Origin of the sequence: Ruania zhangjianzhongii (assembly GCF_008000995.1) — a bacterium.
In the GTDB taxonomy this organism is placed as follows: Bacteria; Actinomycetota; Actinomycetes; order Actinomycetales; family Beutenbergiaceae; genus Ruania; species Ruania zhangjianzhongii.
The window spans coordinates 443,178-467,896 of the sequence record NZ_CP042828.1 but is presented as its reverse complement, the minus strand read 5'-3'; the positions used below and the strand labels follow the sequence as shown (position 1 = coordinate 467,896).

Genomic DNA, 24,719 nt, shown 5'->3' with positions numbered 1-24,719 from the left:
CACCGCCGGGCGCCGGCGCCTCCCGGCTTGGGACGCGCTGATCGTGGCAGGCGCTGCGCCGCGCAGCGATAGCCGTTGTTCAGCTCCCGGCGAGCTGCAGCACCCCGTCCACCCGGCGCGGAAGGTCCACCGTCCCGTCCCGCAGCTCCGCCGGCAGGACGTCGGCCGGTGCGTCCTGCCAGGCGAGCGGGCGCAGGAACCGGCGGATCGCCGTCACCCCCACTGACGTGTGCTGGGTGTTCGTGGCCGGCCACGGCCCGCCGTGGTGCATCCCCCAGGAGACGCGCACCCCGGTGGGGAAGCCGTCGTAGACGATCCGCCCGACCAGGGGCGTGACCGCCTCGGTCAGCGCAGCGCGTTGCTGCGTCTCCTCGGCCGTGGAGTGGATCGTGGCGGTCAGCGAGTGCGGCACCGCCTGCAGCGCAGTGCGGATCTCCTCGATGCTGCGGTAGCGCACCAGGACCACCAGGGGTCCGAAGGCTTCTTCGGTCACCGCGGCGGTGACGTCGGCGGCGTCGATCTCGAGGACGCCGGGGGTGAGCGAGAACCCCGCATCCCCGTGCTGAGGCGCCACCAGGCTGCGCGCCTGCCCGTCGCCGATCAGCCGGCTGCGGATCTCGTCGAAGGCGCTGTGGATGCGCGCGTTGAGCAGGGTCTGCGCCCCCGCGGCAGAGGCGCGGGAGACGACGTCCGCCACCAGCTCGTCACCGGCAGCACCAGCAGGGACGAAGGCCAGTCCGGGCTTGGTGCACAGCTGGCCGGCCGAACCGGTCACCGAGGTGAACAGTCCTTCACCGAGCGCGGCGGTGCGTGCGGCAGCAGCGCCGGCAGTGATCACCAGCGGGTTCAGGCTGGAGAGCTCTCCGTAGAACGGGATCGGCGTGGGTCGTTCGTCGATGATCCGCTGCAGGATCTTGCCGGTGGACAGCGATCCGGTGAATCCCACGGCGGCGATCCGCGGGTCGGCCACCAGCGCCGAGCCGGCCTTCTGGCCGTAGACGATCCCGAAGGTGCCGGCCGGTGCGCCGTACGCAGCGGCTGCGCGCTCGAGCGCGGCGAAGGATCGCTGTGAGGTGACCGGGTGCGAGCTGTGCGCCTTGATCACCACCGGGTTCCCGGCGGCGAGCGCCGAGGCGGTGTCCCCGCCCACCACCGAGAACGCGAACGGGAAGTTGCTCGCACCGAACACGGCCACCGGGCCGATCGGCACCAGAATCCGGCGCACATCCGGGCCGGGGCCGAGCGGGGTCGGACCGGCGTGATCGATGATCGCCTCGAGGTACCCGCCCTCGGCCACGGCGTCGGCGAAAAGCCGGAACTGGAACGCGCTGCGGCTCAGCTCGCCGTTCAGCCGGGCCTCGGGCAGCCCGGTCTCGCTCATCGCCGCCTCCACCAGGCCGTCCCGGTCGGCCTCCAGGCCGTCGGCCAGCGCACGGAGCAGACCGGCGCGCCAGCTGCGCGGCTGCTCGTGCAACTGGGCGAAGGCCGCACTGGCGTGTTCGGTGATCGCCGCGACCTCCTCGGCTCCGGTCTTGGTCAGGTCGGTGTCGCGGCTGGTGCCGGTGCGGGGGTCGGTGGTGGTGAGGGTGGTCACGGTCGTGTCCTTCCGACGAGGCCTCGTTCGGCGAGGCTGGTGATCAACGCGGAGATCCCGAAGCTCCAGGGTTCGAGCGACTCGCTGTGCTGTACCCGGTTCACCAGGGCGCCGAGCCGCGGGGAGGAGATCCGGACCACGTCGCCGAGGTGATGGGTGAAGCCGTGCCCCGGTTCGTCGCGGTCCTCCACCGGGGCGAACATCGTGCCCAGGTAGAGCACGAACCCGTCCGGGTAGGCGTGGTGCCTCCCGATCGCCTGCTGCACCAGATCGGCGGGGTCGCGGCTGATCTGGTCCATGTGCGAGCTGGCGGACATGGCGAACCCGTCCGCTCCGGTCACGGTGAGCTGCACGGTCGCCTCGCGCACGTCCGCCAGGTCGAAGCGGTCGTCGAAGAGCCGGAGGAACGGTCCGAGCGAGGCGGAGGCGTTGTTGTCCTTCGCCCGGCCGAGCAGCAGCGCCGAGCGCCCCTCGATATCGCGCAGGTTCACATCGTTACCGAGCGTCGCGCCCACGATCGTTCCGGCGGCGGAGACCGCCAGCACCACCTCGGGTTCCGGGTTGTTCCACTCCGACTCGGCGAGCACGCCGACGTCCACCCCGCCGCCGACCGTGGCCAGCACCGGCGCCTTGGTGAAGATCTCCGCATCCGGCCCGATCCCCACCTCCAGGTACTGGCTCCACAGCCCTTCGGCGACCAGCACCTCCTTGAGCCGGGCGGCCTGGTCCGAACCGGGCACCAGATCGCGGATGTCCCCGCCGAGCGCCGCCAGCACGGTCTCCCGGATTCCCTGGGCCGACTCCGCCTCACCACCGGCCCGCTCCTCGATCACCCGCTCCAGCATGGAGACCGGGAAGGTGACCCCGGCCGCCTTGACTACGTGCAGGTCGATCGGCGACAGCAGCCACGGCCGGCGCGGGTCCCGAGCGTCCGGGTTCGTGTTCGCCCACAGATCCGCGAGTGAACCGACCACCGGACCGTCCGCGCCGCGCAGGGCGACCGCCGGGTCCGCCTCCTCCGTCAGATCCCGCATCGTGGCAAACGAGCCAGACAGGTCCAGCACCTGGCCGTTGCGGCAGACGACGACCGCAGGCCCACCGACCTCCGGCAGCCACACCCGCCCGGCCAGCAGTGCATCGTCGGCATCGTCGGGCAGCACGGTCTCGACCGGCCCGGCCCAGCTTTCGGTCATCTCTCTCCTTGTTCGAGGCCCTCACCCGCGGGACTGCACACAGGTCGACGGCGGAGCGTCAGTGTCCTTGAAACGTACCGGTTCGCTTCTCGGCGAAGGCGGCGCGGCCTTCGGCCGCATCCTGGGTGGCGAAGGTGATCGCCTGCATCTCTCGTTCGTAGCCGATCGCCTGGTCCAGGGGAAGGTTCCAGGACGCCCGCAGGTTGGCCTTCCCGGTCTCGGCGGCGATCGGTGGCCGGGCGGCGATGGTGGCGGCGAGCTGCTGCGCCCGGGCCAGGAGGTCCGCAGCGGGGACTGCCTCGCTGATCAGCCCCCAGGAGAGGGCGCGCGCGGCGTCGATCGGGTCGCCGGTCATCAGCATCAGCGCGGCGTTGCTCGCGCCCACGGACTGCGCGAGCAGCGGTGACATCCCGCCGCCGCCGATCCAGCCGAGCTTGATCTCCGGTGCAGCGAACGTGGCGGTCTCGGCGGCCAGCCGGATGTCGCAGGTCAGGGCGGCCTCCAGGCCTCCGCCGAAGGCGTACCCGTTCACCGCGGCGATCACCGGCTTGCGCAGCTCGCGGAGCGCATCGCAGTAGTCCCACCGGTTCCGGAACTGCCAGGGCGTGGCGTACTGGTCGAGGGTGGCGATGTCCGAACCGGCGCTGAACGCGCGGCCGGTGCCGGTGTAGACCACCGCGCGGATGCCGGGGTCCTCGTTCAGGGCGCGGACGATCCGGACCAGGGAGTCGCTCATCGCCTGGGTGACGGCGTTCAGCTTCTCCGGCCGGTTCAGCCGCACAGTGGCGACGGCGCCGGTGGTCTCGACCACGATCAGGTCGGTGTCGGAGGTGACAGTCATGGCAGGTCCTCTCTGCTGGGGTGCGTGCCGAGCTGCGCGAAGCGTTCCTCAAGCTCGTCCAGCGCGCTGGCGCCGCTGCGTCCGCCGCTGATCGCCGCGCGCACGATGGCCGACGCCGCGGACTGGAACGGGATGTAGCCCGGGAGGCGGGGCCGGACCCAGGCGGCCTCGAGCACTGCGCGGGTGCCGGAGTAGAAGCCGTGCGCCGCGGTATCGACGTCCAGGTCGGTCCAGGCTGCGCGGATGCCCGGCTGGCCGTCGTGGGCGGGGATGAAGGTGCGCTGTGTCTGCTCCCGGAGCAACCAGCGCAGGTGGTCCAGCAGCGCCGGCGACGGCTCCGACCGGCGGGTGACGGCGATCCCGGTGCCACCCAGAGTGGAGCCGATCCGCCCGTTCTCGGTCGGCACGGTGCCGAAGGCCAGCTCCGGTGCGGAGTAGGTGACGTAGCCGTACACCAGTGGCAGGTAGCCGATATCGCCGTGATCGCGCATCCGGCCCAGCAGCCCGATCGGGTTGAGCAGCTCCGTGCCTTCGGGTGCGCGAGCGGCCAGGTGAGTCAGCAGTGCCAGGGCGCGCTGCGCCGTCGGGCGGTGGAACAGCCCGCCGGGCGTGCTGCCCGGGTTGTCCCCGAAGGAAACGGCGACCGAACAGAGGGAGAGGAAGGCGTGCGGTCCGGCCAGGCTCAGAGCGAGGAGGCCCCGCTCGGCCAGCTGCTCTGCCTCACCCCACGTGGTCGGGGCGTCCGGGACCAGGTCCCGGCGCCGGGCGGAGACCTGCGTCGCGGCGTCCAGCGGCAGCGCCCACAGCTGCCCGGCCATCCGGTAGGAGGCGAGCGTCGGCCCGATCGCCGCCTGCTCCCAGGCACGGATCTGCTCGGCGTCGACCAGCTCGTCCAACGGCCGCAGGCTGGCGGTGGCGAGCGCGTCACCGAGGTGCGGGTGGTCCAGCACGAGCAGATCGTAGCTGCGGGCGAGCTCGTCGATCGGTGCGGACTCGAACCCCTCCAGCGGCTGGACGTGCCAGTGCAGGCGGTCGCCGCCGCCGAGCCGAGGGGCGGCTGCCGCCAGGGCGTTCCGGCCGCGCGGGTGGTCCCAGGTCAGCCCGAGGAAGTCGGTCACTGCCGCACCGGGGCGGTGGCGGCGATCGCGCCAGATTCTTCCAGAGCCTGCACCCGCTCGGACTCGATGCCAAGCTCGGTGAGGATCTCCCGGGTGTGCTCACCGACCAGCGGGGCGCCGCGGTCCACCGACGGCGGGGTCTTGGCGAACCTGTAGGGGAACCCGGGGGTTTTCACCCACCCCTCGGTGGGGTGCTCGTACTCGACGAAGGTGCCGTTGTGGAGGATCTGCGGGTCCTCGACCAGGTCCGCGTAACCCTGCACCGGCCCGACCCACAGCCCGGCCGGGAGCAGCACATCAAGCCAGTGCTGGGTGGTCCGGTCCTTGAGGTGGCGCGCCACTGTGGCGTACAGCTCGTCGCGGTGGGTCCAGCCGTGCTCTTCCGGGTCGAGCCCGGCCAGCGAGGGTTCGTCGAGCACCTCGCTGAGGGTGCTCAGGTCCGCGAACGCGAGCGCGAGGTAGCCGTCGCTGGTGGCGAACACCCCGTACGGGGCGCGGATGTAGACGTGTGCGTTCGGCTCCTCGCCGCGCTCCTGCGGCACTCCGCCCACGGTGTAGACGGACAACTCCTGCATCTGCAGCGTGGTCAGGGCGTCGAGCATGTTCACGGTGACCAGCTGCCCCTCCCCGGTGCGCTCCCGGTGCAGCAGGGCGGCGAGCACTCCTTCGAAGGCGGTGGAGGCGGTGACGGCGTCGGCGAGGAACAGACCGGCGGGTGTGGGCGGCTCACCGGCGCGGCCGGCGGAGAGCATCGCCCCGGTCATCGCCTGCAGGATCAGGTCCTGGCCTGGGCGGTCCCGGTAAGGTCCGTCCTCGCCGTAGCCGGATATCGACACGTACACCAGCGAGGGGTTGATCGCCGCGAGAGTCTCGTAGTCCAGGCCGAGCCGGGCGGCGACGCCGGGCCGGTAGTTCTGCAGGAAGACGTCCGCGGTGGCGATCAGGTCACGGACGATCTGTCGACCGTCGTCGGACTTCAGGTCCACGGCCAGGGAGCGCTTATTGCGGTTCAGGGAGAGGAACGAGACGTTCACCGTGTTCCCCTGGGCGCCACCGGCCGCGGCGTACCGCTGCCACTCCCCCTTGGTCGGTTCGACCTTGAGGACATCGGCGCCGAGGTCACCCAGACGCTGGGCGGCGAACGGGCCGGCCATGGCGATCGAGCAGTCGATCACCCGGTAGCCGTCCAGGATCTTGCCGGTGGACTTCTCTGCCATGACTTCCTCTACTGGTCGGTCGGGGTGGTGCGGTGGCTGCCCAGTGCAGCGATGGCTTCTCAGTGCACGGGGGTCTCGCGCCCCTCGGCGGCCGAGGAACGCAGCAGCGCGTCGATCAGCTCGACCGAGCGCGCTGCCACCGCGGCGTCGGAATTGTTCTCCTGGCTGGCTCCGGTGATCAGGTCGATGAACCGCGCCGGTGGGACCAGGCACTCGTAGTCGCCCTCCTCGGGGGCGATCGGAATGTCTTCGCGCTGCCCGTCGTAGCGGCTCAGGCTGACCCGTTCCCGTTCGGCGTCGATCATCAGCACGCCTTCGGTGCCGAACAGCCGGATGTCCACCTGGTACCGGTCGCCGTCGGCGAGGGTCGCTGCGCCGGAGAGGGTGCCGAGGGCTCCGTTGTCGAACCGGACCACACCGGCATCGAACAGGTCCACCGCGGCGCCGGCATTGCTCACCCGGCCCGCGACCGTGGCGGCGCGCAGGCCGGTGAGCCAGAACAGCAGGGCCGAGGAGTGCGTGACCTGACCGTGGGCGTACCCGCCGCCGTGTTCTGGGCTGGACCAGGTGGTCGGGTTCGGGGCGGTATCGGAGTTCCACCGCGCCAGCATGTGGGTCGGGTCGCTGCCGAACAGCCCGCGGGTGGGTGAGGCCATATGACAGAGCACGTACTGGATCTGACCGATGCGACCGCCGTCGAGCATCTGTTTGGCTGCCACGGTGAACGGCTTGTAGTTCCAGCCGTACGGCACCAGGAACACGGTGCCCGCGCGCTCCGCGCGATCGGCAAGGTCCCACGCCTGATCGGCGCGTAAGGTCATCGGCTTCTCACAGAGCACGTGCAGTCCGCGGTCGAGCGCTTGTGCGGCGAGCGGGTGGTGCAGGTCGTGCGGAGTGGAGATCACGACGGCGTCGATGTCCGCGGCGAGCAGCTCGTCAGCGTCTTCGGTGGCGAAGTCGAAGCCGAACTGCGCGCGGATGTCCTCCAGTCCCGGGCCGCGCCCGCACACCCCGACCAGCTCGACGTCCTTGCGTGCCGCGAACAGCGGGAAGTGGTTGCTGGTGGCCCACCAGCCGGCGCCGATCGCGCCCAGGCGTACCGCGCTCATGCTGCCCACCGCCAGGTCCGCAGGCCGTCCCGGGTGCCCTCGACGACCCGGCCGTCCCGGGTCAGTCGTTCCAGGTTTCCGGTCATCGGGAAGATCAGGTACTCGCAGGCTTCGGCGTTCCAGGGGCCGAGCGCCTTCGCGCTGCGGTGGATCAGCTCCAGCGAGGTCAGCTCCTCCCCGGCGGCAAGGACCTCGGCGATCACGGCGTCGACCCGCTCGGTGTAGGCGAGCGAGGTGGCGAGGAAGGTGCTCACCTCGCTGCCTTCGTAGATCGGGTAATGGGCGGTCAGCAGCAGGTCCGCCGGGTACTCGCCGAGCGTGCGGATGGTCTGCACGTAGGCGCTGGTGTCCCGGTAGGTCGGCGGGAAGGCGGGCTGGCCGTCCGCGGTCGGTACCGTCTCGCCGAGTACCGCATCGGAGATCAGCAGTGCACTGTTGGCCGGATCCCAGAGCGCCAGGTGGCCGGGCGAGTGCCCGGGTGCGGCGATCACCTCGATCTGCCGGCCGCCGCCGAGGTCGAAGCTCTCCCCTCCGTCCAGGGCACGATCGACGCCGACCAGTGCCGTGCTGCGCCGGATCTCGGCGGTGGTCTCCGGGGGATCATCGAACCGGTCCAGCGCGGCGAACTCGCCGTAGCGCCCGGTGATCAGCAGCTCGAGGTCCTCGGTCATCGGCACATCGGCGCGGCCGGCGGCAAGCTCGGCGTGCGGTGCCAGCTCGCGTAGCGCGGCGTTGCCACCGGTGTGGTCGAAGTCGCAGTGCGAGCTGATCACCCAGCGCAGCCCGGCCGGGTCGAAGCCGATGCGCTGGAGATAGGGCGCGAGGGTGCCTGGTACCGACTCGGCCACACCGGTGTCGAAGAGCAGGGCACCATCGGGACCGGTGAGCAGATACATCGCGATGAAGCGTTCGCCCAGCGGTGCCTGGATTCGGTGCAGTCCTGGTCGCAGTTCCATCATTCTCCCCACGTTCCGTTGTCCACCAGCCGCAGGCCGGCCCGGATCGGGCGGACGTGCGGGCCTGCGGGTTCTTCCCAGTCGCCGGCCTCGCGCGCCGCGGCGATCAGGTGCTGGTCGACTTCGATCCCGCCGCCGGGCCGGTCCCCCAGGACGATCCCGCCGTCGACGATCTGCTGGTCCAGCGCCAGCCCCACCGGCACACCGAGATCCTGGACCTCTGCGGACAGATGGTTCGGAACGGCGGCTGCGGCAGCGGCGACGGCGTAGTTCGCGGTCAGGCCCACCGGTGAGACCGGGAGGTCCCGGCTGTGCGCGGCCACAGCCACCCGGAGGAAGTGCGTGATTCCCCAGATCGCACCCGCCTGGACGATGTCGGCGCCGCCCGCGTCCAGCAGCGGACGGTACAGCTCCAGTCCGGTGAGGTTCTCCCCGGTCGCCACGGCAGCCTTGACCGACCGGCTCAGCCGGGCGTGCCCGGTGGCGTCCCAGCGCCGGAGCGGTTCCTCGATCCAGGTGAGGTCGACCTGCTCCTCCAGGGTGCTCACGTAGCGCACGGCCTGCTTGAGGTTCCAGCACTCGTTCACATCGAGCATCAGCGCGGGCGTCGGCGTGTTGACGGAGAGCACGTCGGTCAGGACGGCGAACCGGCGTAGATCCGCCTCGACGTTGCGCCCGCCCTTCAGCTTGGCCGAGGTGAAGGAACGCTCGGCGAAGGAGCGGTACAACGTCTCGAGCTGCTCAGCGGAGAGTGCGGCGTCAAGACCGGAGGCGTAGCCGTGCACGAACCGGTCCCCGGCGCCGAGGAGCCGCCACAGCGGTTCGCCAGCCGCCTTGGCTTTGATGTCCCACAGCGCGCTGTCGAGCGTGCCAAGGCCGCCGAAGGTCGCCCCGGCGTGCGAGGACTTGAACACCCGCGCCAGCATGGCGTCGTACAGCGTTGTGACCGCTCGCGGGTCCTGCCCCTCGATCGCCGGGAAGAGTCGGTCGAGATCGGCGTGCGAACCGATCGCGACGCCTTCGATGCCGACGTCGGTCTCCACGATCACCACCGGCACGTCGGTCACGCCGGAGGCGATGAACCCGTTGACGTCGCCGACCGGGCGACCCCAGCGGTGGACCGTCCGCAGCGTGCGATAGCCAGTGACCTTCATATCGTCCTCGAGGTGGAGACCGGAAGAGCAGCCAGCATACATCATATGTCTTAGGTTTTGGGGTGTCCTGCACCCCTCGGCCGAAAACATCAATAGATTGGTCCCATGCCTGAACTGTTAGGACCGGGATCGCCCGGCCGGACCAGACCGCCGATCGACCGCATCGGGGTGACCGTCCTGAACGAGCTCGTCCGCTCGATCGTCACCGCCGAGTACGCCGCCGGTGACATCCTGCCGCCCGAGGCCGTGCTCAGCACCGAGTTCGGGGTGAGCCGCACGGTGATCCGGGAGACGATGAAGCGCCTTCAGGAGAAGGGTATGATCACCGTCGTCCAGGGCCGGGGGACGCACGTGCTGCCGAGCACCAACTGGAACGTCCTCGACCCGCTGGTACTGGCCACGATGATCGGAAATGACAGCACGCTCGGGGTGCTGGACGACCTCAGCGTGGTCCGCGGCTCGCTCGAGGCTGCGATGGCCGCCGCAGCCGCTGGAGCCGTGACCGACGAGGCTCGCGCCCAGTTGGCCGAGCGCTTAGAGGTGATGGCCGAGCTGATCGAGGACTCCACCGCCTTCCGTGATGCCGACGTGCAGTTCCACCTCGCCGTGATGGAGCTCTCGGACAACACCCTCGCGGAGAACATCGCGCGCACGCTGATCGCCCACGCCGTCGGCAGCGAGCGCTACACCGGCCTCGACCCCGCGCACGCCTTCGAGCTCACCCTCACCGAGCACGAGCAGATCGTCGAGGCGATCTCGGCGGGAGACCGGGAGGCAGCCCGGATCGCGATGAGCGAGCACATCCTCAACTCCTGGCAGCGGCGCCGGCTGCCGTCGGCGAAGCGGCGCTCGCGGCGGTGAGGCGCGGCTGACCGCGGCGCTGCTAGCCCTAACCCGGCAGCCGTGCGATGGAGCCGGTCACCTGACTCAGCTGATCGAGAATGGCGCGCTTTGCCTCAAGAGAGCGCGCTACTCACCCCGCTCGGCCGATGCCGCACGCCGGTCCTCACTCTTGACTGATCGCGCGAAAAACTAGTGCGGGGTCAACTCGAACGCGCGGCAGACCCTACTGAGGTCGGGGTCGCTCATGTCGATCTCGCCCGCGGGTCGGACCTCGACCACCTGCACCGCCGGACGCTGGAAGATCGCCCAGCACTCAAAATGACCGGTGCGGGACATGTAGCGGATCCCGGCATAGCGGGGCTTGCCATCGATCGACTCTTCGTCGTAGGCCCAACGCGCGATTCGCTGCGTCAGGCGACGATCACTCCCGCGGATGTCACCGATATCCAGGTGCCCGTCGTCCTTCTTGGGGTCGAACGGCGGCAGCGCACCCGGAGTGGCCTCGATCGCGTTCCACGTGACCTGCTGTTCCACGTCGACGAAGGGCAGATCGCTGTCGACGGCGAGTGCGAACCGGCGTCGGTTCTCGCGCCAGGACGCCGGCAGCTGGCCCGCTCCCATGAATGCGTTCGAGTTGTCCTCGTCCAGGTCGGCCATGCCACGCGCGGGGCGCATCCGGGCCAACACCTCCCGGAAACAGCCTTCGATGTCGGTGGATGCGTACAGGACGCCGGAACCAGCGACATCGAACCGGTTGACACCTCGCCCTTCCATGGCATCATCCAGATCGACCTCAGCGAAAGTGAAGCCCCTGCCTGTCCGGGCGACCCGCCACAAGAGCCCTGGAGGCCACACCACGGCGGGCCCCGGAACACTCACCCGCCTGCCGAGAACGACCGAGCGGCAGCCATCGCCGAACGCGTGTCACCGCCGGCAAGCACCTCGGCGGGCGAGTGATCGTCGAGCTGGGGGTTCATTCCGATGAACCATGCGCGCACGACGTGCCGAGAGTCGGTCTTGACCAGCAGGTCGAAGATCTGGAACACCCCGCGCAGCTTCCGCTCTACATCTGGCTGCGGCGAAATCTGCTCACGCTTGATCCAGCGAGCTACGGTCTGCGGGTCCTTGCCGACCAGGTATGCCGTCAGCTTCGGGCCGAGGTTCTCGTTCAGGAACTCAGCGATCTCCGGCACGCTCCAGTCCTCGGGTCGCCGCGGCGTTTCGCCTGCTACTGGGGCGTGACTCCTGGTGTGGGTCGCGGCAGCCATCGCGCACTCTCCTTCGTCAGCCGGCCGCTTCGATCGACTTCCGAGAGCGTTCCGACACGGTTACGATACAACATTGCCGAGATACGCGCATGCGATCCGACCTCAAGAGCGACCTCAAGTTCGCTTCGCTGTCCGCATTCGGGCCTGCCACCCGCACGAACACGGACTCCAGCCGGGCCCGTGACGGCCCGGCGACGCACTACGTCGATGTCAGTGGGGCCCATGATGGCTTCCTAGCCGCGGCGCGTGGTGCTGGACCTGCGGACGTTCAGCACTGGCATCACGGTGAGCCGGTTGGGCGGGCGCCGGTCGCCGGCCATCAGCCGGGCGTGCACCATCTCCATCGCCATCCGCCCCACATCCTGCTTCAGTGGCATCACGGCACTCAGCGGCGGATCAGCGAGAGCCGCGACCTCGTCGTCATAGCTGACCACGGCGAGATCGTCCGGGATGGCGATGCCGGCATCCAAGCACTGCTGCACCAGAGTGAGCGTGAGGATGTCCGGGTGGACGATCACCGCGGTCGTACCAGTACTGGTGCACCGCTCCAGCAGCTCGTCCGCGGCGTGCCGCCGATCGCGCTCGGTCAGGTCGGTGCGCATCGCGAACTGTTCGGCCGGGTCCAGCCCGAGCCGGATCGACTCACGATGCCACCCGCCAAGGAGCTGGTCAGTCGTGGCCGTCGGCCCGGAGCAGACCGCGATCCTGCGGTGCCCCTGGGCCACCAGGTGCTGCACCGCCAGTGCACCACCGGCCGCATGGTCGGAGGTCACCCACTCGAGGTTGCGCACCGGGACCGCCGTTGATCTCCGGTCCGCGAGCACCACCGGCACCGGAAGCGAATCGAGCCAGGTCACCAGCTCACCGTTCTCGAGGGAGTCGAGCGTCGGCGCCATGATCAGGCCGTCGACATTGGCGTAGGACAGCAGCGACTGCACCTGCTTGCGGTCCTCGATGGGGTCGTAACCCGTACACCGCAGGATCAACCGGGCATTGACCCGCGCCGCGGCCTCACGAGCACCGACCACTACGGGCGACCAGTAGTACTCCACGCCGGGAAGGACCAGGCCGATGGTCAGCTGGGGCGCCTCCGACCCCGGGCCGACACCCTCCTGGCCCGGCGCATCCGGCAGGGTGGCGCCGCCATGCACGCGCACCGCCAGCCCCCGCGCTGCCAAGGCATTGAGATCGCGGCGCAAGGTCATCTCCGAGACACCGAGCTCGGGTGCAAGGGTGCTCACCACGACCGACCCGGTGGCTCGGAGCGCGCGCAGCAGCCGTTCCTGCCGTTGACCGGGCAGCGGATCGGGGCGTTCTGCAGTCATCGGAGATCCTCCGGACTCGAACAACTGCCTGTGCGAGTCTGTGCGATCTGGTTGTAACGCGTGCGTATCTGGACTTTTCTGAGGGTACCCGAACAGGAAACGATCTGGAGTCAACGATGACAGCGAACTTGAGCCGGCGCGCTCTCCTCGGTCTCGGCCTGGGTGCCGCAGGTGGAATTGGTGTTGCCGGCTGTGGCCGCTTCGGTGGATCTACCAACACCGGCGGTGCCGACGCGGCGGCCGGCGAGCTCAACTTCGTCTGGAAGGGCGATGCCACCCGGGCAGAACAGATGCGGGCCGCCGTCGACCTGTTCATCGAAGCCCACCCGGACGTGGAGGTCTCCACCGAGTACCAGTCCGGGTCGGAGTATCGCCAGAAGCTGGCGATCCGCTTCGCCTCCAACAGTCCCCCGGATGTCATGCGGATGGCGCGCGAGTCGCTGCGGGACTATGGCGATCGCGGCGTCCTGCTCGACTTCAACGAGTACTCCGACGTGCTCCGTACCGACAAGATGCCGGAGTCGGTACTCAATGCCGGTCTCGTCGACGGCAAGCTCCTCGGCGTTGCCGGCGGGGTCACGTCAATGTCGATGGTGATCGATCATGCCGCCTTCACCCGGTTTGGCGTCGAGGCGCCCGATATGACCTCCTGGAGCTGGGAGGACTTCGGTCAGGTGAGCGCAGAGCTCAGCGAGGCCAGCAACGGCGAGGTCTACGGCGGCGACCTGCCCATCGGCGAGCTGCAGACGTTCGGCACCTGGCTGCGACAGCAGGGTCTGGACCTCTGGAACGAGGACGGCAGCATCGGCTTTACCGCGCCGGAGGTCACGCCCTGGTACGAACTCTGGGTCGAGCTCGAGGCGATGGGCGCTGTCCCGGCGGGCGGCGCCATCGATGTCCTCGGCGCGGCGGCCGACCAGTCCGCACTGGCTCAGGGACTGACCGCCGCACAGGTTATTCCGTCCAACTCGTTCGCCTCCTTCAACACGGCAGCGGGCGGCGAGTTGGAGATGGGCTACCTGCCGGGCGAGACGACCGGGGCGGGCCGCGGCATGCAGCTCATTCCGGCCCTGTTCTGGTCGATCAGCTCGGCCACCGCAGCGCCGGAGTCAGCTGTAGCCCTGGTGGACTTCCTCGTCAACGACCTGGGCGGGAACGAAGCCATGGCCGGCACCAACGGCATCCCGGCCAACCAAGAGGTGGTCTCCGCCCTGGTGCAGGACCTGGACGAGGACGAGCAGGTCGCCTACGAGCACATCCTCAGCCTCGGGGAGCTGGACCTGGTCGACCCCATCCCCGCCCCAGTCGGCGCACAGGAGTTCATGGAAGAGATGTCGACGATCGCCGACGAGGTCCGGTTCGCCCGGCTGTCGCCCGCCGAGGCGGGGGAAGCGCTCGTCGAGGCAGCGCAGCAGTCGTGGGCGCAGGAGTGACGGCGCCCGTCCTCACCCCCACGCCACGCCAGCGGTCCGGCCGCGTGCGCGCCGGGACTCAGTCGTCCTCAAGGCGCCGGCGCCAGGACTGGTCCGGTTACGTCTTCCTGCTGCCCTGGTTCGGCGGGATGTTGTTCACCATCGTCCCGTTCCTGTGGTCCCTCTACTTGGCGTTCACCGACTACAACCTGCTCAACCCGCCGGAGTTCTCCGGTCTGACGAACATCAAGCGGATGATCACCGACACGACGTTGCACCACTCCCTGGGCGTGACGTTTCTGTACACGTTCATCTCGGTGCCGCTCTCCCTGATCGCGGCCCTGGGCGTGGCTGTCCTGCTGAACAAGGGCATGTCCGGGCTGAAGATCTACCGCTCCGTCTTCTACCTCCCGTCGCTGATCGGCAGCTCGGTAGCCGTGGTGATGCTGTGGCGGGCGATCTTCGGCGCCGATGGCATCGTGAACGATCTGCTTGCCACCCTGGGCATCCAGCACACCCAGTCCTGGATCGGCAGCCCGGACACGGCGCTGGGCGTGCTCATCACCTTGAACGTGTGGACCTTCGGTGCACCGATGGTGATCTTCCTGGCCGCGCTGCGCCAGGTGCCGGCGGCGTACTACGAGGCCGCCGCCCTGGACGGCGCCTCCCGGTGGCGACAGTTCCGTTCGGTCACCCTGCCGCTGATCAGCCCGGTGATCTTCTTCAACCTGATCCTGGCCGTGATCGGCTCGATGCAGACGTTCACCCAGGGGTACGTCGTCTCCAATGGCACCGGTGGTCCCTCGAACTCGACTTTGTTCTACAACCTCTACCTGTACCAGCAGGGCTTCACCAGCTTCGATATGGGGTACGCCTCCGCGATGGCCTGGCTGCTCCTGCTGGTCATCGCGGCGTTTACCGCCATCAACTTCATCGGCCAGAAGTACTGGGTCTACTATGAAAACTGATCAGCAAAGCAGGCCTGTCGCGCCTCAGCGCACCACCACGAAGGCGCCACCGCGGCGGTCGACGCTACCGGCCCTCGACCGGTTCGGCCTCTCCTCACGGAGAGTGTTCGTGCGGCACGTCGCCGCCTGCGGGATCGGAATCATCCTGCTCTATCCGCTGCTGTGGATGCTGTCGAGCTCGGTCAAACCCGACGGGCTGATCTTCACCGACTCGAGCCTGTGGCCGAGCGAGTTCGACTTCAGCCACTACTCCGACGGCTGGGTGGCGCTCGACCACCCGTTCGGTCTCTATCTGGTCAACTCCCTCATCATCGTGGTGTTGAGCATCATCGGGAACGTCATCTCCTGCGGGATGGCGGCGTTCGCCTTCTCCCGGCTGCAGTTCGTCGGCAGGAAAGCGTTCTTCGCCATCATGCTGGGCACCTTGATGCTCCCCTCCCACGTGCTCCTGGTGCCGCAGTACGTGATCTTCTCCAACCTCGGCTGGCTAAACACCTACCTGCCGCTAGTGGTGCCCGCGTTCCTGGCGAGCAACGCGTTCTTCATCTTCTTGATGGTGCAGTTCATGCGCGCCCTGCCGAAAGAACTCGATGATGCGGCGAGGATCGACGGTTGCGGGAACTACCGGATCTTTCTCTCCATCGTCGCGCCACTGTGCGTTCCAGCGTTCGCGACCACTGCGATCTTCACCTTCATCTGGACGTGGAACGAGTTCTTCTCGCCACTGCTGTACCTGACCAGTCCCGAGCTCTACACCGTGCCCCTCGCCCTTCGGCAGTTCATGAACGCCGAGGGTCTCAGCTCATGGGGTCAGATCTTCGCCATGTCGACGCTCTCACTCGCCCCGGTAATCGGATTCTTCATCGCCGGCCAGAAGTACCTTGTCGACGGCATCGCCACCACCGGAATCAAGTAGGTAGGAACCAAGAATTGAAGATGGACCGAGTATCGATCACGCTCACCTCGAGCGAGAGCCCGCGGATCCGCTACGGGCTCGAGCTGATCACAGCGGCGCTGGCGGCCCAAGGCCTCCAGGTGCGCCACGAAGGTCAGTTACCGCCCCGGTCCGCCGATACGCTCCGGATCCTGCTGGGCGTACGCACCTCGAGCGAGCAGATCCGGGAGCTGGAGGACCAGGACGTCCTGCTCTACAACACCGGCGCCCCCGGCGAGGGTGGCTACTACCTCTCCCACCTGCCCGGCGGCGTCGTGGTGGTCACCGGTGGTGATGACGCCGGAGTGCTCTACGGCTGCCAGGAGCTCGCTCGCATCGTCACCCGCACCGGCAGGATCCCGCGAGACCTGGACCGCGGCGAGACTCCGGACATGGTGCTGCGGGGTCCTGCGATCGGGCTGCAGAAGACCGAGGTCGAGCCGCCGCGCCAGGTGTACGAGTACCCGGTGACGCCGGAACGGTTTCCGTGGTTCTACGACCGCGAGCACTGGCTGAGAGTGCTGGACGAGCTCTTCGACCAGCGTGCGAACGTGATCTACCTGTGGAGCGGTCATCCGTTCTCCTCCTTCGTCTCGCTGCCGGACTTTCCGGAGGCGCAGGAGGTCACCGACGACGAGCTGGACCTGAACGCGTCGATGCTGCAGTGGCTGACCCAGGAGGCGGACCGACGCGGCATCTGGATCGTGGTGAAGTTCTACAACATCCACATCCCCCTCCCGTTCGCCGAGCACCACGGCATCCCACTGCGCCAGCCGCAGCCGACGCCACTGACCAGCAGCTACACCCGTGCCACGATCGGCGCGTTCGTGGCGCAGTACCCGAACATCGGCCTGTACACCTGCCTCGGTGAGGTGCTGCAGGGTGACTTGTACGGCAAGGAGTGGCTACTGGAGACGATCATTCCGGGTGTGCTCGACGGTGTGCAGCAGGCGGGGCTGGCCGAGCTCCCGCCGCTGATCCTGCGCGGTCACGCGATCGACCCACTCCCGGTGGTCACCGCCGCCCGCGAGGTTTATCCGCGGCTGTACACCGAAGCCAAGTACAACGGCGAGTCGCTGACCACCTGGAACCCGCGGGGCGAGTGGCAGGAGCAGCACCAGTTCCTCTCCTCGCTGGAGAGCACGCACATCGCAAACGTACACATCCTGGCCAACCTCGAACCGTTCCGGTTCGGCGCGGTCGGCTTTATCCAGCGCAGCGCGCAGGCGATGAAGCACCGGTTGCACGCTCAGGGTCTGCACCTGTACCCGCTGTTCTACTGGGACTGGCCGTGGTCGCCGGACCGGGCGGAGCCGCGGCTGCGCCAGATCGACCGGGACGCGATCTGGTTCCGGGCCTGGCTCCGGTACGCCTGGCAGGCCGATCGGGACCCGGTGGCCGAGGAGGCCTACTGGACCGAGGTGCTCGCCGAGCAGTTCGGCACTGCCGAGGCTGGTGCGGCCGCCCTGGAGACGTACGAGGCGATGGGTCAGATCGCGCCGCTGCTGGTGCGCCGGGTGGGCATCACCGAGGGCAACCGGCAGACGCTCAGCCTGGGGATGACGATGAGCCAACTGCTCGAGCCGGAGGCGCACCGGACCTGGCCGGACCTGTGGCAGTCGCACGCCCCCGGCGGTGAGCGGCTGCAGGAGTACGCCGAACGGGAGGTCCGCGGGGACGCGCACCTCGGGGAGACCCCGTTGGACGTGGTGGACGATATCCGGCACTTCGCCGCCCGCGCCTGCGCTGCTGCGGACGCCGGCAACAGGCACGTGCACCGCGACGCCGAGGAGTTCACCCGGCTCCGTCAGGATGCCCGGGCGCTCGCACTGATCGCGGAGTTCTACGCGCTTCGGATCGAGGCGGCGGCGATCGTGCTGACCCAGCGGGCGCTGTCCGTGCGCGGCGGGCAGGTGGACCCCGCGCAGCTGACCCACGCCGCGGACCTCATCGCCGAGAGCGTGGCACGCTACCGCGAGCTGGCCGAGCTCACCGAACAGACCTACCGGTACGCGAACAGCATGCGCACACCGCAACGCCGGGTGCCGTTTCGGAACGGCAAGGTCTATGGCCACTGGACGGCGTGCCTGCCGGAGTTCGAGCAGGAGGCGGTGGCGTTCGCGGCGGCGACCCGCGAGATCGCCGCACAGGGCTGGCCCCTACCCGGGTCGGTGCCCGAGGGCGCCGACGTGGTCCCGTTCCGCGCCGCGGAGGTGGACGTGACCCCGGCCGAGGGCTTCGACCTGATCGCCGGGCAGTCGGTGTTCACCGACCGCAGTGTGCTGATCGAGCGCATTGCCCCCGAGCTCGCGGGCGTCACCGCGTCCCGGATCTCCTTCGAGGCCTCGAGCGCCGCCCAGGTGGCGCTGGAGGTTGACCTGCCAGAATCCGGCCACCTGCTCATCGGCTACGTGCAGAGCCCGGACCCGGAGTGGCTGCAGGTGCCGGACCTGGAGGTGAACACCCACGCGGACGATCAGGGCGGGCTCGACCCGGTGCTGAAGTCGGCGCTCGAGGTCTCGATCCCGGCCGCCCGATCCGACGAGACTCGTCGGCTCTGGGTGGACGTGCACGCGTTCCGCTTCCCGGCGGGCCAGCACACCTTCACCCCGGGACCCGGCGCTTATCTGGTACTCGGCGCCGTTGCCGCCGATCAGGAGTTCAGCCACCGGGACGCCGGCGACGAAGGCGACGCACCACCCGACCTGCTCCAGCACCTGCTCACCAGCCAGCTCCCGGAAGGAGCCACCCGATGAACCGGGACCTCGAGTTCTCCCCCTGGCGGTTCTGGGCGGAGGCCACCGAGACCGAACAGGCCGAACAACTCGCCGTGCAGGCCGAGCTGAGCGCCACCGCCCCGGACTACCAGTTCGCGGAGAAGGCCTTCGTCTCCGCGCTCGCCTCGGTGCAGTGCTCGGCGCTGACGATGGGGCGCAGCAGCTACATCGCTGCCGGCGCACTGGTCACCGGTGCGATCGAGATGGGCCGACACTGCACGATCAACGCATACTCGATCATCCGCGGGCCGGTCCGGTTCGGCAGCGCGGTCCGCGTGGGTGCGCACACCTCAATCATCGGCTTCAACCACACGATGACCGATCCGGACGTGGAGGTGTTCCGCCAGCCGATCAGCGAACGAGGCATCGAGATCGGTGATGACGTCTGGATCGGGTCGCACTGCGTGATCCTCGACGGCGTGCAGATCGGGGACCGCTCGGTGATCGCCGCGGGTGCCGTGGTCACCAAGGACGTACCCGCCGGCGCTGTGGTGGGTGGCAATCCCGCCCGGGTGTTGCGCTGGCGGGTTCCGGAGCTGGCCGACGGTCACCGCCCCGTTCCCGGATCGCCTACTGCTCCGGCAGGCGACCTGGAGCAGCGGCTGCGGGACTTCGCCGACCGGGCACGAGAGCAGGCAGCGCAGGTCCTGGACCGGGCCTGGAACGCCGAAGCCGCCCTGTTCGGCGACAAGCCCGGCAGCCCGGTCACGGTGCGCGCCCAGTGCGACGCGGTGGAGATCAGTGATCTGCTTACCGGCGCACCCCCGGTGCAACGCTCGGGCGAGGAGACGATCGCGCTGCTCCGCGGCTGGCAGGACCCGCGCACCGGACTGGTCGGCGAGCTGGGCCGGGACCCGGCGCAGCCGCTGTCCCTCTCCGACCCGCCAGCCGCCTACCACGTGCTCAGCGTCGGCTACGCGCTCGACATCCTCGGCAGCGAGTTCCTCACCGGTGTGCACGCGGTGGCGGACCTGTCGGCGGAGGAGGTGGTCAGCTTCGTGGCGGGCCTGCCGTGGCAGCGCAAAGCGTGGCGTGCGGGCCACTGGGTGGATGCGCTCGGTACCGCGATGCTGTGGAACAGCCGGCGCAGCCCGACCCCGCCGGCAGCACCGCTCGATGCACTGATCGGTTGGTTGGTGCGCCGGGCGGACCCGCAGACCGGGATGTGGGGCCAGCCAGGCGAGGACGGCCTGCTGCAGCCGGTGAACGGCTTCTACCGGGCCAGCCGAGGCACCTTTGCCCAGTTCGGGATCGCTGTGCCGCATCCGGAACGGATCGTCGACACCGTGCTCCGGCATGCCCAGGATGCTCGGTACTTCACCGCCGAGCGGCAGAACGCCTGCAACGTGCTCGACGTCGCGCACCCGCTGTGGCTGGTGCGCACTACCGGCTACCGCAAGGACGACCAGACCCGGCTCGCCGAGCGGCTGCTCCGCGAGGCATTGGCGCGCTGGCAAGACAGCGCGGGGTTCGGGTTCAGCGCGGGCGGCGCCGATGGTTCCCGAGCCGATGCCGAGCCCGGACTGCAGGGCACGGAGATGTGGTTGACCATTATCTGGCTGCTCGCCGACCTGCTCGGCCTCGCCGGCGCCCTCGGCTACCGGCCCCGCGGTGTGCACCGGCCCGAACCCGCCCACCTCGGCTGACCCAGACCTTTCCGCGAACGCTGCCTGGCGCGGCAAATCGCCCAGAATGCCGCACGAGCAAGCGTTCGCGAACCCACGGTTCGCAAGTAATTTTCATGATGTCTTGATTTCTCTCCTCTTGGTCGGTAACTTCTTGCAGACCCGATCGAGGGAGATCCGATGCAGCACCTCACAACACCGCAGCGAGCGCGCGGGTGAGCGCCGCACCGCGGCTCAGCCGCCGCAACCTCCTCGCTGGCGGCCTGGGCGCCACCGCCCTCACCGCACTGACCGGTTGCGGCGGTGGACGAGCGTCCTCGGCTGCCACCACGCTGAACGTCTGGGGCGGTGTACCCGCCGAGTCCGGGCCGGCCGACGTGATCGCGGCATTCGAGGAGGCCTACCCCGAGTACACGGTGAACTACACCCGGTTCATCAACGATGACCGGGGCAACCTCAAGCTCGACACCGCGTTGCAGGGTGGCGTGGACATCGACGTCTACATCACCTATCCGATGAAGTCGCTGGCGCTGCGGTCCGGCTCGGGGATGGGACTGGACCTGACCGACCGGGTCGAGACGGAGCCCGGCTTCGAGCCCTTCCTGGACACCGAGACCCCGAAGGCCTACTGGCAGGACGGGCGGATCACCGCGCTGGCCACGGCCCGCTCTCGGGCGCTCATCCTGCTGAACACGGCACACCTGGACGCTGCCGGGCTGGAGGTGCCGACCGAGTGGACCGTGGAGGAGTTCGTCGCCATGTCGCGCGAGCTGACCACCGGCGAACGGTTCGGCTGCTACCGCCTGCCGGACCTGCCCCGGCTCGAGCTCGGCCCGAACTACTGGTACACCGACAGCGGAGACTCCAACCTCTCCCACCCGGCATTCCTGGAGCACATGCAGCTCAGTCGCACGATGATCGACGAGGGCGTCCTCTTCCCGTGGACCGAGGTACTCGCCCGACAGCTGGAGGTCTTTCAGCAGAACGGGTTCGTTGCCGAGGAGTTCAGCCTGTGGGCCACCGAGCCCTACAGCCTGCGCTACCTCTATGACCCTGAGGAGTACCCGCACGACTTCACCGTCGCCGCGGCTCCGATGCCCACTGTCGGCCCGGACAGCTGGAACGGCGGACCGTTCGGGGACTTCATGATGATCAACCCGAAATCCACCAAGCAGGACCTCGCCTGGGAGTTCATCCGCTTCTACATCAAGGAGGGCCCGCCCTACCTGGCACCAGGGGGACGGATCCCCACCCTGGAGAACGTCGACGATGAGACCGTCCTGACCGGCCTGCTCGGTGAGGACGCCGATGAGTGGTTCGACGTCGACTCCTTCCGGCGGGTGTTCTTCGAGGACGAGACCGAGCTGTACGTGGACACGAACCTGACCGCCTATCCCGAGATCGATCTCGCCTACCAGCAGCAGCGCGACGTGTGCTGGCTCGGTGAGCGGTCGCCGCAGGCGGCGATCGACTCGATCGATTCGCAGGCTCAGGCCGCGATCGACCGGTTCGGGGAGCAGAGCTGATGGTGGTCACCGCCGCACAGGCACCCGCAGCTCCAACACCCCCGGCGAGCCAGGCGGGCCCACGCGCCCGCGCCGGCTGGCTGTTCATCCTGCCGAACCTGGTGGGAGTCACGCTGTTCACGTTCGTCCCCCTGCTCTCAGTGGTGGTGCTGGCGTTCACCGACTGGAACCTGGTCTCTGGCCTCGGTGGGATCGAGTTCATCGGCGCGGACAACTTCGTCAACGTGCTCCAGGACCCGACGTTCTGGGGCAGCGTCGGGCGCACGGTCATCTACGCCGGGGTGAGCGTGCCGATGACCGTCGTCTGCGGCCTTGCCCTCTCTCTCGCCCTGGACCGCGACATTCCGGGACGCGGCGTGCTGCGGGCGATGTTCTTCATGCCGTACATCGTCTCGACCGTAGCCGTCGGGATGACCTGGCTGATGCTGATGAACCCCTCCGCCGGAGTGGTAAACCAGTTCCTCTCCCTCCTCGGGCTCGCCGATCTACCCGGCTGGTTCGCCTCCTCCTACTGGGCGTTGCCGGCGTTGATCATCGTCGCGATCTGGAGCGGTCTGGGGTACGCAGCAGTCATCTATCTCTCGGCGCTCCAGGATGCTCCGACCGATCTGTACGAGGCGGCAGAGGTCGACGGCGCAGGACCGTGGCGTAGGTTCCGCGCCATCACCTGGCCCTCGCTGCTGCCCACCACCGTGTTCCTGCTGGTCACCCTGTTCATCGGTACGTCTCAGGGGTTCGGTCTGGTGGCGCTGCTCACCTCCGGCGGCCCGGGCGACTCCACCACCGTGCTGCCGTACTACATGTATCAGACCGGTTTTCAGTTCTACCGGTTCGGCTATGCGGCCGCGATCGGGCTGGTCACCTTCGTCGGGGTGCTGCTGCTGACCCTGGCGATGTGGCGGGCACAACGAGGAAGGGCCTTGCATGACTGACACCGCTGTGCGCCCCCGACCCACACCCGCCGCCGCCTCGACCCGAGACCGCACCGGCCGCACGCCACGCCAGCGCCGCGCTGCCCGGAGCCGGTGGCTGTGGGCGATCCCGATGTGGCTGCTCGCGCTGGCGTTCCTGCTGCCGTTCGTCTGGATGCTCTCCACCTCGCTGAAGACCAATGCCGAAGCCTTCGTCGTACCGATGGAGTGGATCCCGGACCCCGTGCACTGGGACGCCTTCGTGGAGGTACTCACCGGTGAGGGTTCGATCCTGCCGGCGTTCGCCAACTCGGTGATCGTGGCCACCGTGCGGGTTCTCGGTGAGGTGTTCACCGCCACGATGGCCGGTTATGCGTTCGCCCGGCTGTACTTCCGCGGCCGGGACAAGGTGTTCCTGGCCTATCTGGCCACGTCGATCATTCCGGCTCAGCTCCTGCTGGTACCGCGGTTCATCTACTTCCAGCAGCTCGGCCTCTACGACACACTCTGGGCGCTGATCCTGCCCGGGATGTTCACCGTGCTCGGTACGTTCCTGATGCGCCAGTTCTTCGTCGGTCAGCCGGCGGCGTTCGCCGAGGCTGCTCGGATCGACGGCGCGAACGAGTGGCAGATCTTCTGGCGGCTGTACCTGCCGATGGCCACCCCGGTGATGAGCGCACTGGGCATTCTCACCTTCGTCTGGTCCTGGAACGACTATGAGACCCCGTTGGTGCTGATCTCCAGCCCGGAGACCTACACGCTGCCCCTGGCGCTGGCCGGCTTCACCGACGAGCAGGGGGCGATCTCCGCGAACCTGACCATGGCCGCCTCGGTGGTCTCGATCATTCCGGTGCTGATCGTCTTCCTGGTGCTGCAGAAGCGGTTCATCCGAGCACTCACCCATACCGGGATCAAATGAGCACGATCGCAGCCCCGGCCACACCCGGCGCGCAGCGGGTCGGCGAGAATGGCGGCCATCCCACTGCTCAGCTGTACTCCACGTAACCGGGAGCCCCGATGGCCCAGGACAAGCCCGACCACCCCGCCCGCCCGCGACGATCACAGGCGGACGACGCCAGCCCGCTGCAGGCGCTGCGGGACACGCTGCCCACGCTCAGCGGTGCCACCGCACGCGCGGCCGCACATATCGTCGCCTCCCCGGCCGAGGTGAGCGGGATGTCGATCACCCATCTGGCCGCCGCCTCGGACGTCTCGCCGGCCACCCTGACCCGGCTGGCCGGAGTCCTCGGCTACTCCGGCTTCCCGGCGCTGCGAGCGGCGATCGCCACCGAGCACGGCCGAGAGGTGCAGGGCGGCTGGCAGCGGGACATCGGCACCGCGATCAACCCGGCGGACACCGCCGAGGACGTGCTCGGAGTACTCGTCTCGGCGCAGACCCGGGCCGCCCGCCATCTGATGGGTGCCCTCGACCTGGACGGCGCCTCGCGCGCTGCCGGATGGATCGCCGCGGCCGGCCGGATCCACCTGCACGGCGAGTGGGGCGACTCGGTCGCCCTGCACGAGCTGTACCTGCGACTGTTGCGCATCGGCCGGCCGGTGTGGCGGCACGAGAGCCAGCAGGCGAGCCGGGTCGCCGCGAGCCTGATGGGTCCCGGCGATGTGGCCCTGGTGCTCGCCCGCTCCACCGAGGATGTGGCCGCCCTGGAGTTCTGCCGACTGTCCGCGGCACGTGGCGCGCACACAGTCGCCATCATCAGCGATCCGGGCTGCACGCTCGCCCGCGAGGTGGAAGTAGCCCTGTACACCGGCACCCGCGAGGGCAGCGCCTGGACCGACTACTTCGCCGGCCGGGCGAGCGACACCCTGACCGCCGCGCTGCTCTGGGTCCTGGTGGCCCAGCGCATCCCGGACGCGCTCGGGATCGAGTTCGTGATCGGCCCGGACACCGGATCCGTACCCCCTCCCCCACCATCGACGAAAAGCTGAG

21 protein-coding genes are annotated in these 24,719 nt (G+C 68.9%); 10 read left to right on the top strand and 11 right to left on the bottom strand.

Annotated features, from left to right (window positions below; translation table 11 throughout):
- Positions 1–79: 79 nt before the first annotated feature.
- Genes FU260_RS02320 through FU260_RS02285 form a run of 8 tightly spaced genes read right to left on the bottom strand, consistent with a single transcriptional unit; the run spans position 80 to position 9,182 of the window.
- Positions 80–1,594, bottom strand: a complete 1,515-nt coding sequence (locus tag FU260_RS02320) for an aldehyde dehydrogenase (NADP(+)) (protein ID WP_147915599.1) — start codon at positions 1,592–1,594, stop codon at positions 80–82.
- Positions 1,591–2,787 carry a fumarylacetoacetate hydrolase family protein gene (locus FU260_RS02315; protein WP_147915598.1) on the bottom strand — a complete coding sequence of 399 codons (1,197 nt, stop codon included), beginning with the start codon at positions 2,785–2,787 and terminating at the stop codon, positions 1,591–1,593. Before FU260_RS02315 ends, FU260_RS02320 begins: the two co-directional genes overlap by 4 nt.
- Positions 2,788–2,845: 58 nt before the next feature.
- Positions 2,846–3,628, bottom strand: coding sequence for an enoyl-CoA hydratase/isomerase family protein (locus tag FU260_RS02310; RefSeq protein WP_147915597.1), 783 nt, complete (start codon positions 3,626–3,628; stop codon positions 2,846–2,848).
- Positions 3,625–4,746, bottom strand: coding sequence for a carbohydrate ABC transporter substrate-binding protein (locus FU260_RS02305; RefSeq protein ID WP_147915596.1), 1,122 nt, complete (start codon positions 4,744–4,746; stop codon positions 3,625–3,627). Before FU260_RS02305 ends, FU260_RS02310 begins: the two co-directional genes overlap by 4 nt.
- Positions 4,743–5,963, bottom strand: a complete 1,221-nt coding sequence (locus FU260_RS02300) for a CaiB/BaiF CoA transferase family protein (RefSeq protein WP_147915595.1) — start codon at positions 5,961–5,963, stop codon at positions 4,743–4,745. The genes FU260_RS02305 and FU260_RS02300 overlap by 4 nt, the downstream gene beginning before the upstream one ends.
- A gap of 59 nt (positions 5,964–6,022) precedes the next feature.
- Positions 6,023–7,072, bottom strand: coding sequence for a Gfo/Idh/MocA family protein (locus FU260_RS02295; protein ID WP_147915594.1), 1,050 nt, complete (start codon positions 7,070–7,072; stop codon positions 6,023–6,025).
- Entirely contained in the window at positions 7,069–8,028 is a 960-nt protein-coding gene (locus tag FU260_RS02290) for an MBL fold metallo-hydrolase (RefSeq protein ID WP_168211611.1), read from the bottom strand. Before FU260_RS02290 ends, FU260_RS02295 begins: the two co-directional genes overlap by 4 nt.
- A complete protein-coding gene (locus FU260_RS02285) occupies positions 8,028–9,182 on the bottom strand; it encodes a mandelate racemase/muconate lactonizing enzyme family protein (RefSeq protein ID WP_147915592.1) in 1,155 nt (384 codons plus the stop codon). The genes FU260_RS02290 and FU260_RS02285 overlap by 1 nt, the downstream gene beginning before the upstream one ends.
- A gap of 105 nt (positions 9,183–9,287) precedes the next feature.
- On the opposite strand from FU260_RS02285, the gene FU260_RS02280 reads away from it, so the two are divergent.
- Positions 9,288–10,043 carry a FadR/GntR family transcriptional regulator gene (locus tag FU260_RS02280; RefSeq protein WP_147915591.1) on the top strand — a complete coding sequence of 252 codons (756 nt, stop codon included), beginning with the start codon at positions 9,288–9,290 and terminating at the stop codon, positions 10,041–10,043.
- Positions 10,044–10,214: 171 nt separating this feature from the next.
- Here the strand turns inward: FU260_RS02280 and FU260_RS02275 are convergent, their stop codons facing one another.
- The 3 genes from FU260_RS02275 to FU260_RS02265 form a co-directional block, all read right to left on the bottom strand.
- On the bottom strand, positions 10,215–10,880 hold the full coding sequence (locus FU260_RS02275) for an RES family NAD+ phosphorylase (RefSeq protein ID WP_235912386.1): 666 nt from the start codon (positions 10,878–10,880) through the stop codon (positions 10,215–10,217).
- A 20-nt stretch (positions 10,881–10,900) separates the two neighbouring features.
- Positions 10,901–11,293 (bottom strand): hypothetical protein, encoded by a 393-nt coding sequence (locus FU260_RS02270; RefSeq protein ID WP_147915589.1) that lies wholly within the window; start codon positions 11,291–11,293, stop codon positions 10,901–10,903.
- 233 nt (positions 11,294–11,526) lie between these two features.
- The gene (locus FU260_RS02265; RefSeq protein ID WP_147915588.1) at positions 11,527–12,618 is read right to left on the bottom strand and encodes a substrate-binding domain-containing protein; all 1,092 of its coding nucleotides are present in this window, start codon (positions 12,616–12,618) and stop codon (positions 11,527–11,529) included.
- 116 nt (positions 12,619–12,734) lie between these two features.
- Between FU260_RS02265 and FU260_RS02260 the strand changes: the two genes are divergently transcribed.
- The 9 genes from FU260_RS02260 (at position 12,735) to FU260_RS02220 (ending at position 24,718) form a co-directional block, all read left to right on the top strand.
- Positions 12,735–14,051, top strand: a complete 1,317-nt coding sequence (locus FU260_RS02260; protein WP_147915587.1) for an ABC transporter substrate-binding protein — start codon at positions 12,735–12,737, stop codon at positions 14,049–14,051.
- Positions 14,048–14,998 (top strand): carbohydrate ABC transporter permease, encoded by a 951-nt coding sequence (locus FU260_RS02255; protein ID WP_413038347.1) that lies wholly within the window; start codon positions 14,048–14,050, stop codon positions 14,996–14,998. Before FU260_RS02260 ends, FU260_RS02255 begins: the two co-directional genes overlap by 4 nt.
- Positions 14,988–15,914 carry a carbohydrate ABC transporter permease gene (locus FU260_RS02250; RefSeq protein ID WP_147915586.1) on the top strand — a complete coding sequence of 309 codons (927 nt, stop codon included), beginning with the start codon at positions 14,988–14,990 and terminating at the stop codon, positions 15,912–15,914. The genes FU260_RS02255 and FU260_RS02250 overlap by 11 nt, the downstream gene beginning before the upstream one ends.
- A 20-nt stretch (positions 15,915–15,934) precedes the next feature.
- Positions 15,935–18,688 (top strand): hypothetical protein, encoded by a 2,754-nt coding sequence (locus FU260_RS02245; RefSeq protein WP_147915585.1) that lies wholly within the window; start codon positions 15,935–15,937, stop codon positions 18,686–18,688.
- Complete coding sequence (locus FU260_RS24325) at positions 18,685–20,355, top strand: acyltransferase (RefSeq protein ID WP_147915584.1); 1,671 nt, start codon at positions 18,685–18,687, stop codon at positions 20,353–20,355. The genes FU260_RS02245 and FU260_RS24325 overlap by 4 nt, the downstream gene beginning before the upstream one ends.
- Before the next feature lie 194 nt (positions 20,356–20,549).
- Positions 20,550–21,860, top strand: coding sequence for an ABC transporter substrate-binding protein (locus tag FU260_RS02235; RefSeq protein ID WP_147915583.1), 1,311 nt, complete (start codon positions 20,550–20,552; stop codon positions 21,858–21,860).
- Entirely contained in the window at positions 21,860–22,792 is a 933-nt protein-coding gene (locus FU260_RS02230; protein WP_147915582.1) for a carbohydrate ABC transporter permease, read from the top strand. Before FU260_RS02235 ends, FU260_RS02230 begins: the two co-directional genes overlap by 1 nt.
- Positions 22,785–23,690: a carbohydrate ABC transporter permease gene (locus FU260_RS02225; protein WP_147915581.1), complete on the top strand. Its 906-nt coding sequence runs from the start codon at positions 22,785–22,787 to the stop codon at positions 23,688–23,690. The genes FU260_RS02230 and FU260_RS02225 overlap by 8 nt, the downstream gene beginning before the upstream one ends.
- 98 nt (positions 23,691–23,788) lie before the next feature.
- On the top strand, positions 23,789–24,718 hold the full coding sequence (locus FU260_RS02220) for a MurR/RpiR family transcriptional regulator (RefSeq protein WP_147915580.1): 930 nt from the start codon (positions 23,789–23,791) through the stop codon (positions 24,716–24,718).
- Position 24,719 lies beyond the last annotated feature (1 nt).

What these genes read in the sequence shown, in the direction of transcription:
- FU260_RS02285 (WP_147915592.1), bottom strand. Translation starts at nt 9,182, where the DNA reads ATGAAGGTCACTGGCTATCGCACGCTGCGGACGGTCCACCGCTGGGGT.
- FU260_RS02230 (WP_147915582.1), top strand. Translation starts at nt 21,860, where the DNA reads ATGGTGGTCACCGCCGCACAGGCACCCGCAGCTCCAACACCCCCGGCG.
- FU260_RS02310 (WP_147915597.1), bottom strand. Translation starts at nt 3,628, where the DNA reads ATGACTGTCACCTCCGACACCGACCTGATCGTGGTCGAGACCACCGGC.
- FU260_RS02315 (WP_147915598.1), bottom strand. Translation starts at nt 2,787, where the DNA reads ATGACCGAAAGCTGGGCCGGGCCGGTCGAGACCGTGCTGCCCGACGAT.
- FU260_RS02220 (WP_147915580.1), top strand. Translation starts at nt 23,789, where the DNA reads ATGGCCCAGGACAAGCCCGACCACCCCGCCCGCCCGCGACGATCACAG.
- FU260_RS02260 (WP_147915587.1), top strand. Translation starts at nt 12,735, where the DNA reads ATGACAGCGAACTTGAGCCGGCGCGCTCTCCTCGGTCTCGGCCTGGGT.
- FU260_RS02250 (WP_147915586.1), top strand. Translation starts at nt 14,988, where the DNA reads ATGAAAACTGATCAGCAAAGCAGGCCTGTCGCGCCTCAGCGCACCACC.
- FU260_RS02295 (WP_147915594.1), bottom strand. Translation starts at nt 7,072, where the DNA reads ATGAGCGCGGTACGCCTGGGCGCGATCGGCGCCGGCTGGTGGGCCACC.
- FU260_RS24325 (WP_147915584.1), top strand. Translation starts at nt 18,685, where the DNA reads ATGAACCGGGACCTCGAGTTCTCCCCCTGGCGGTTCTGGGCGGAGGCC.
- FU260_RS02280 (WP_147915591.1), top strand. Translation starts at nt 9,288, where the DNA reads ATGCCTGAACTGTTAGGACCGGGATCGCCCGGCCGGACCAGACCGCCG.
- FU260_RS02245 (WP_147915585.1), top strand. Translation starts at nt 15,935, where the DNA reads ATGGACCGAGTATCGATCACGCTCACCTCGAGCGAGAGCCCGCGGATC.
- FU260_RS02290 (WP_168211611.1), bottom strand. Translation starts at nt 8,028, where the DNA reads ATGGAACTGCGACCAGGACTGCACCGAATCCAGGCACCGCTGGGCGAA.
- FU260_RS02270 (WP_147915589.1), bottom strand. Translation starts at nt 11,293, where the DNA reads ATGGCTGCCGCGACCCACACCAGGAGTCACGCCCCAGTAGCAGGCGAA.
- FU260_RS02300 (WP_147915595.1), bottom strand. Translation starts at nt 5,963, where the DNA reads ATGGCAGAGAAGTCCACCGGCAAGATCCTGGACGGCTACCGGGTGATC.
- FU260_RS02265 (WP_147915588.1), bottom strand. Translation starts at nt 12,618, where the DNA reads ATGACTGCAGAACGCCCCGATCCGCTGCCCGGTCAACGGCAGGAACGG.
- FU260_RS02225 (WP_147915581.1), top strand. Translation starts at nt 22,785, where the DNA reads ATGACTGACACCGCTGTGCGCCCCCGACCCACACCCGCCGCCGCCTCG.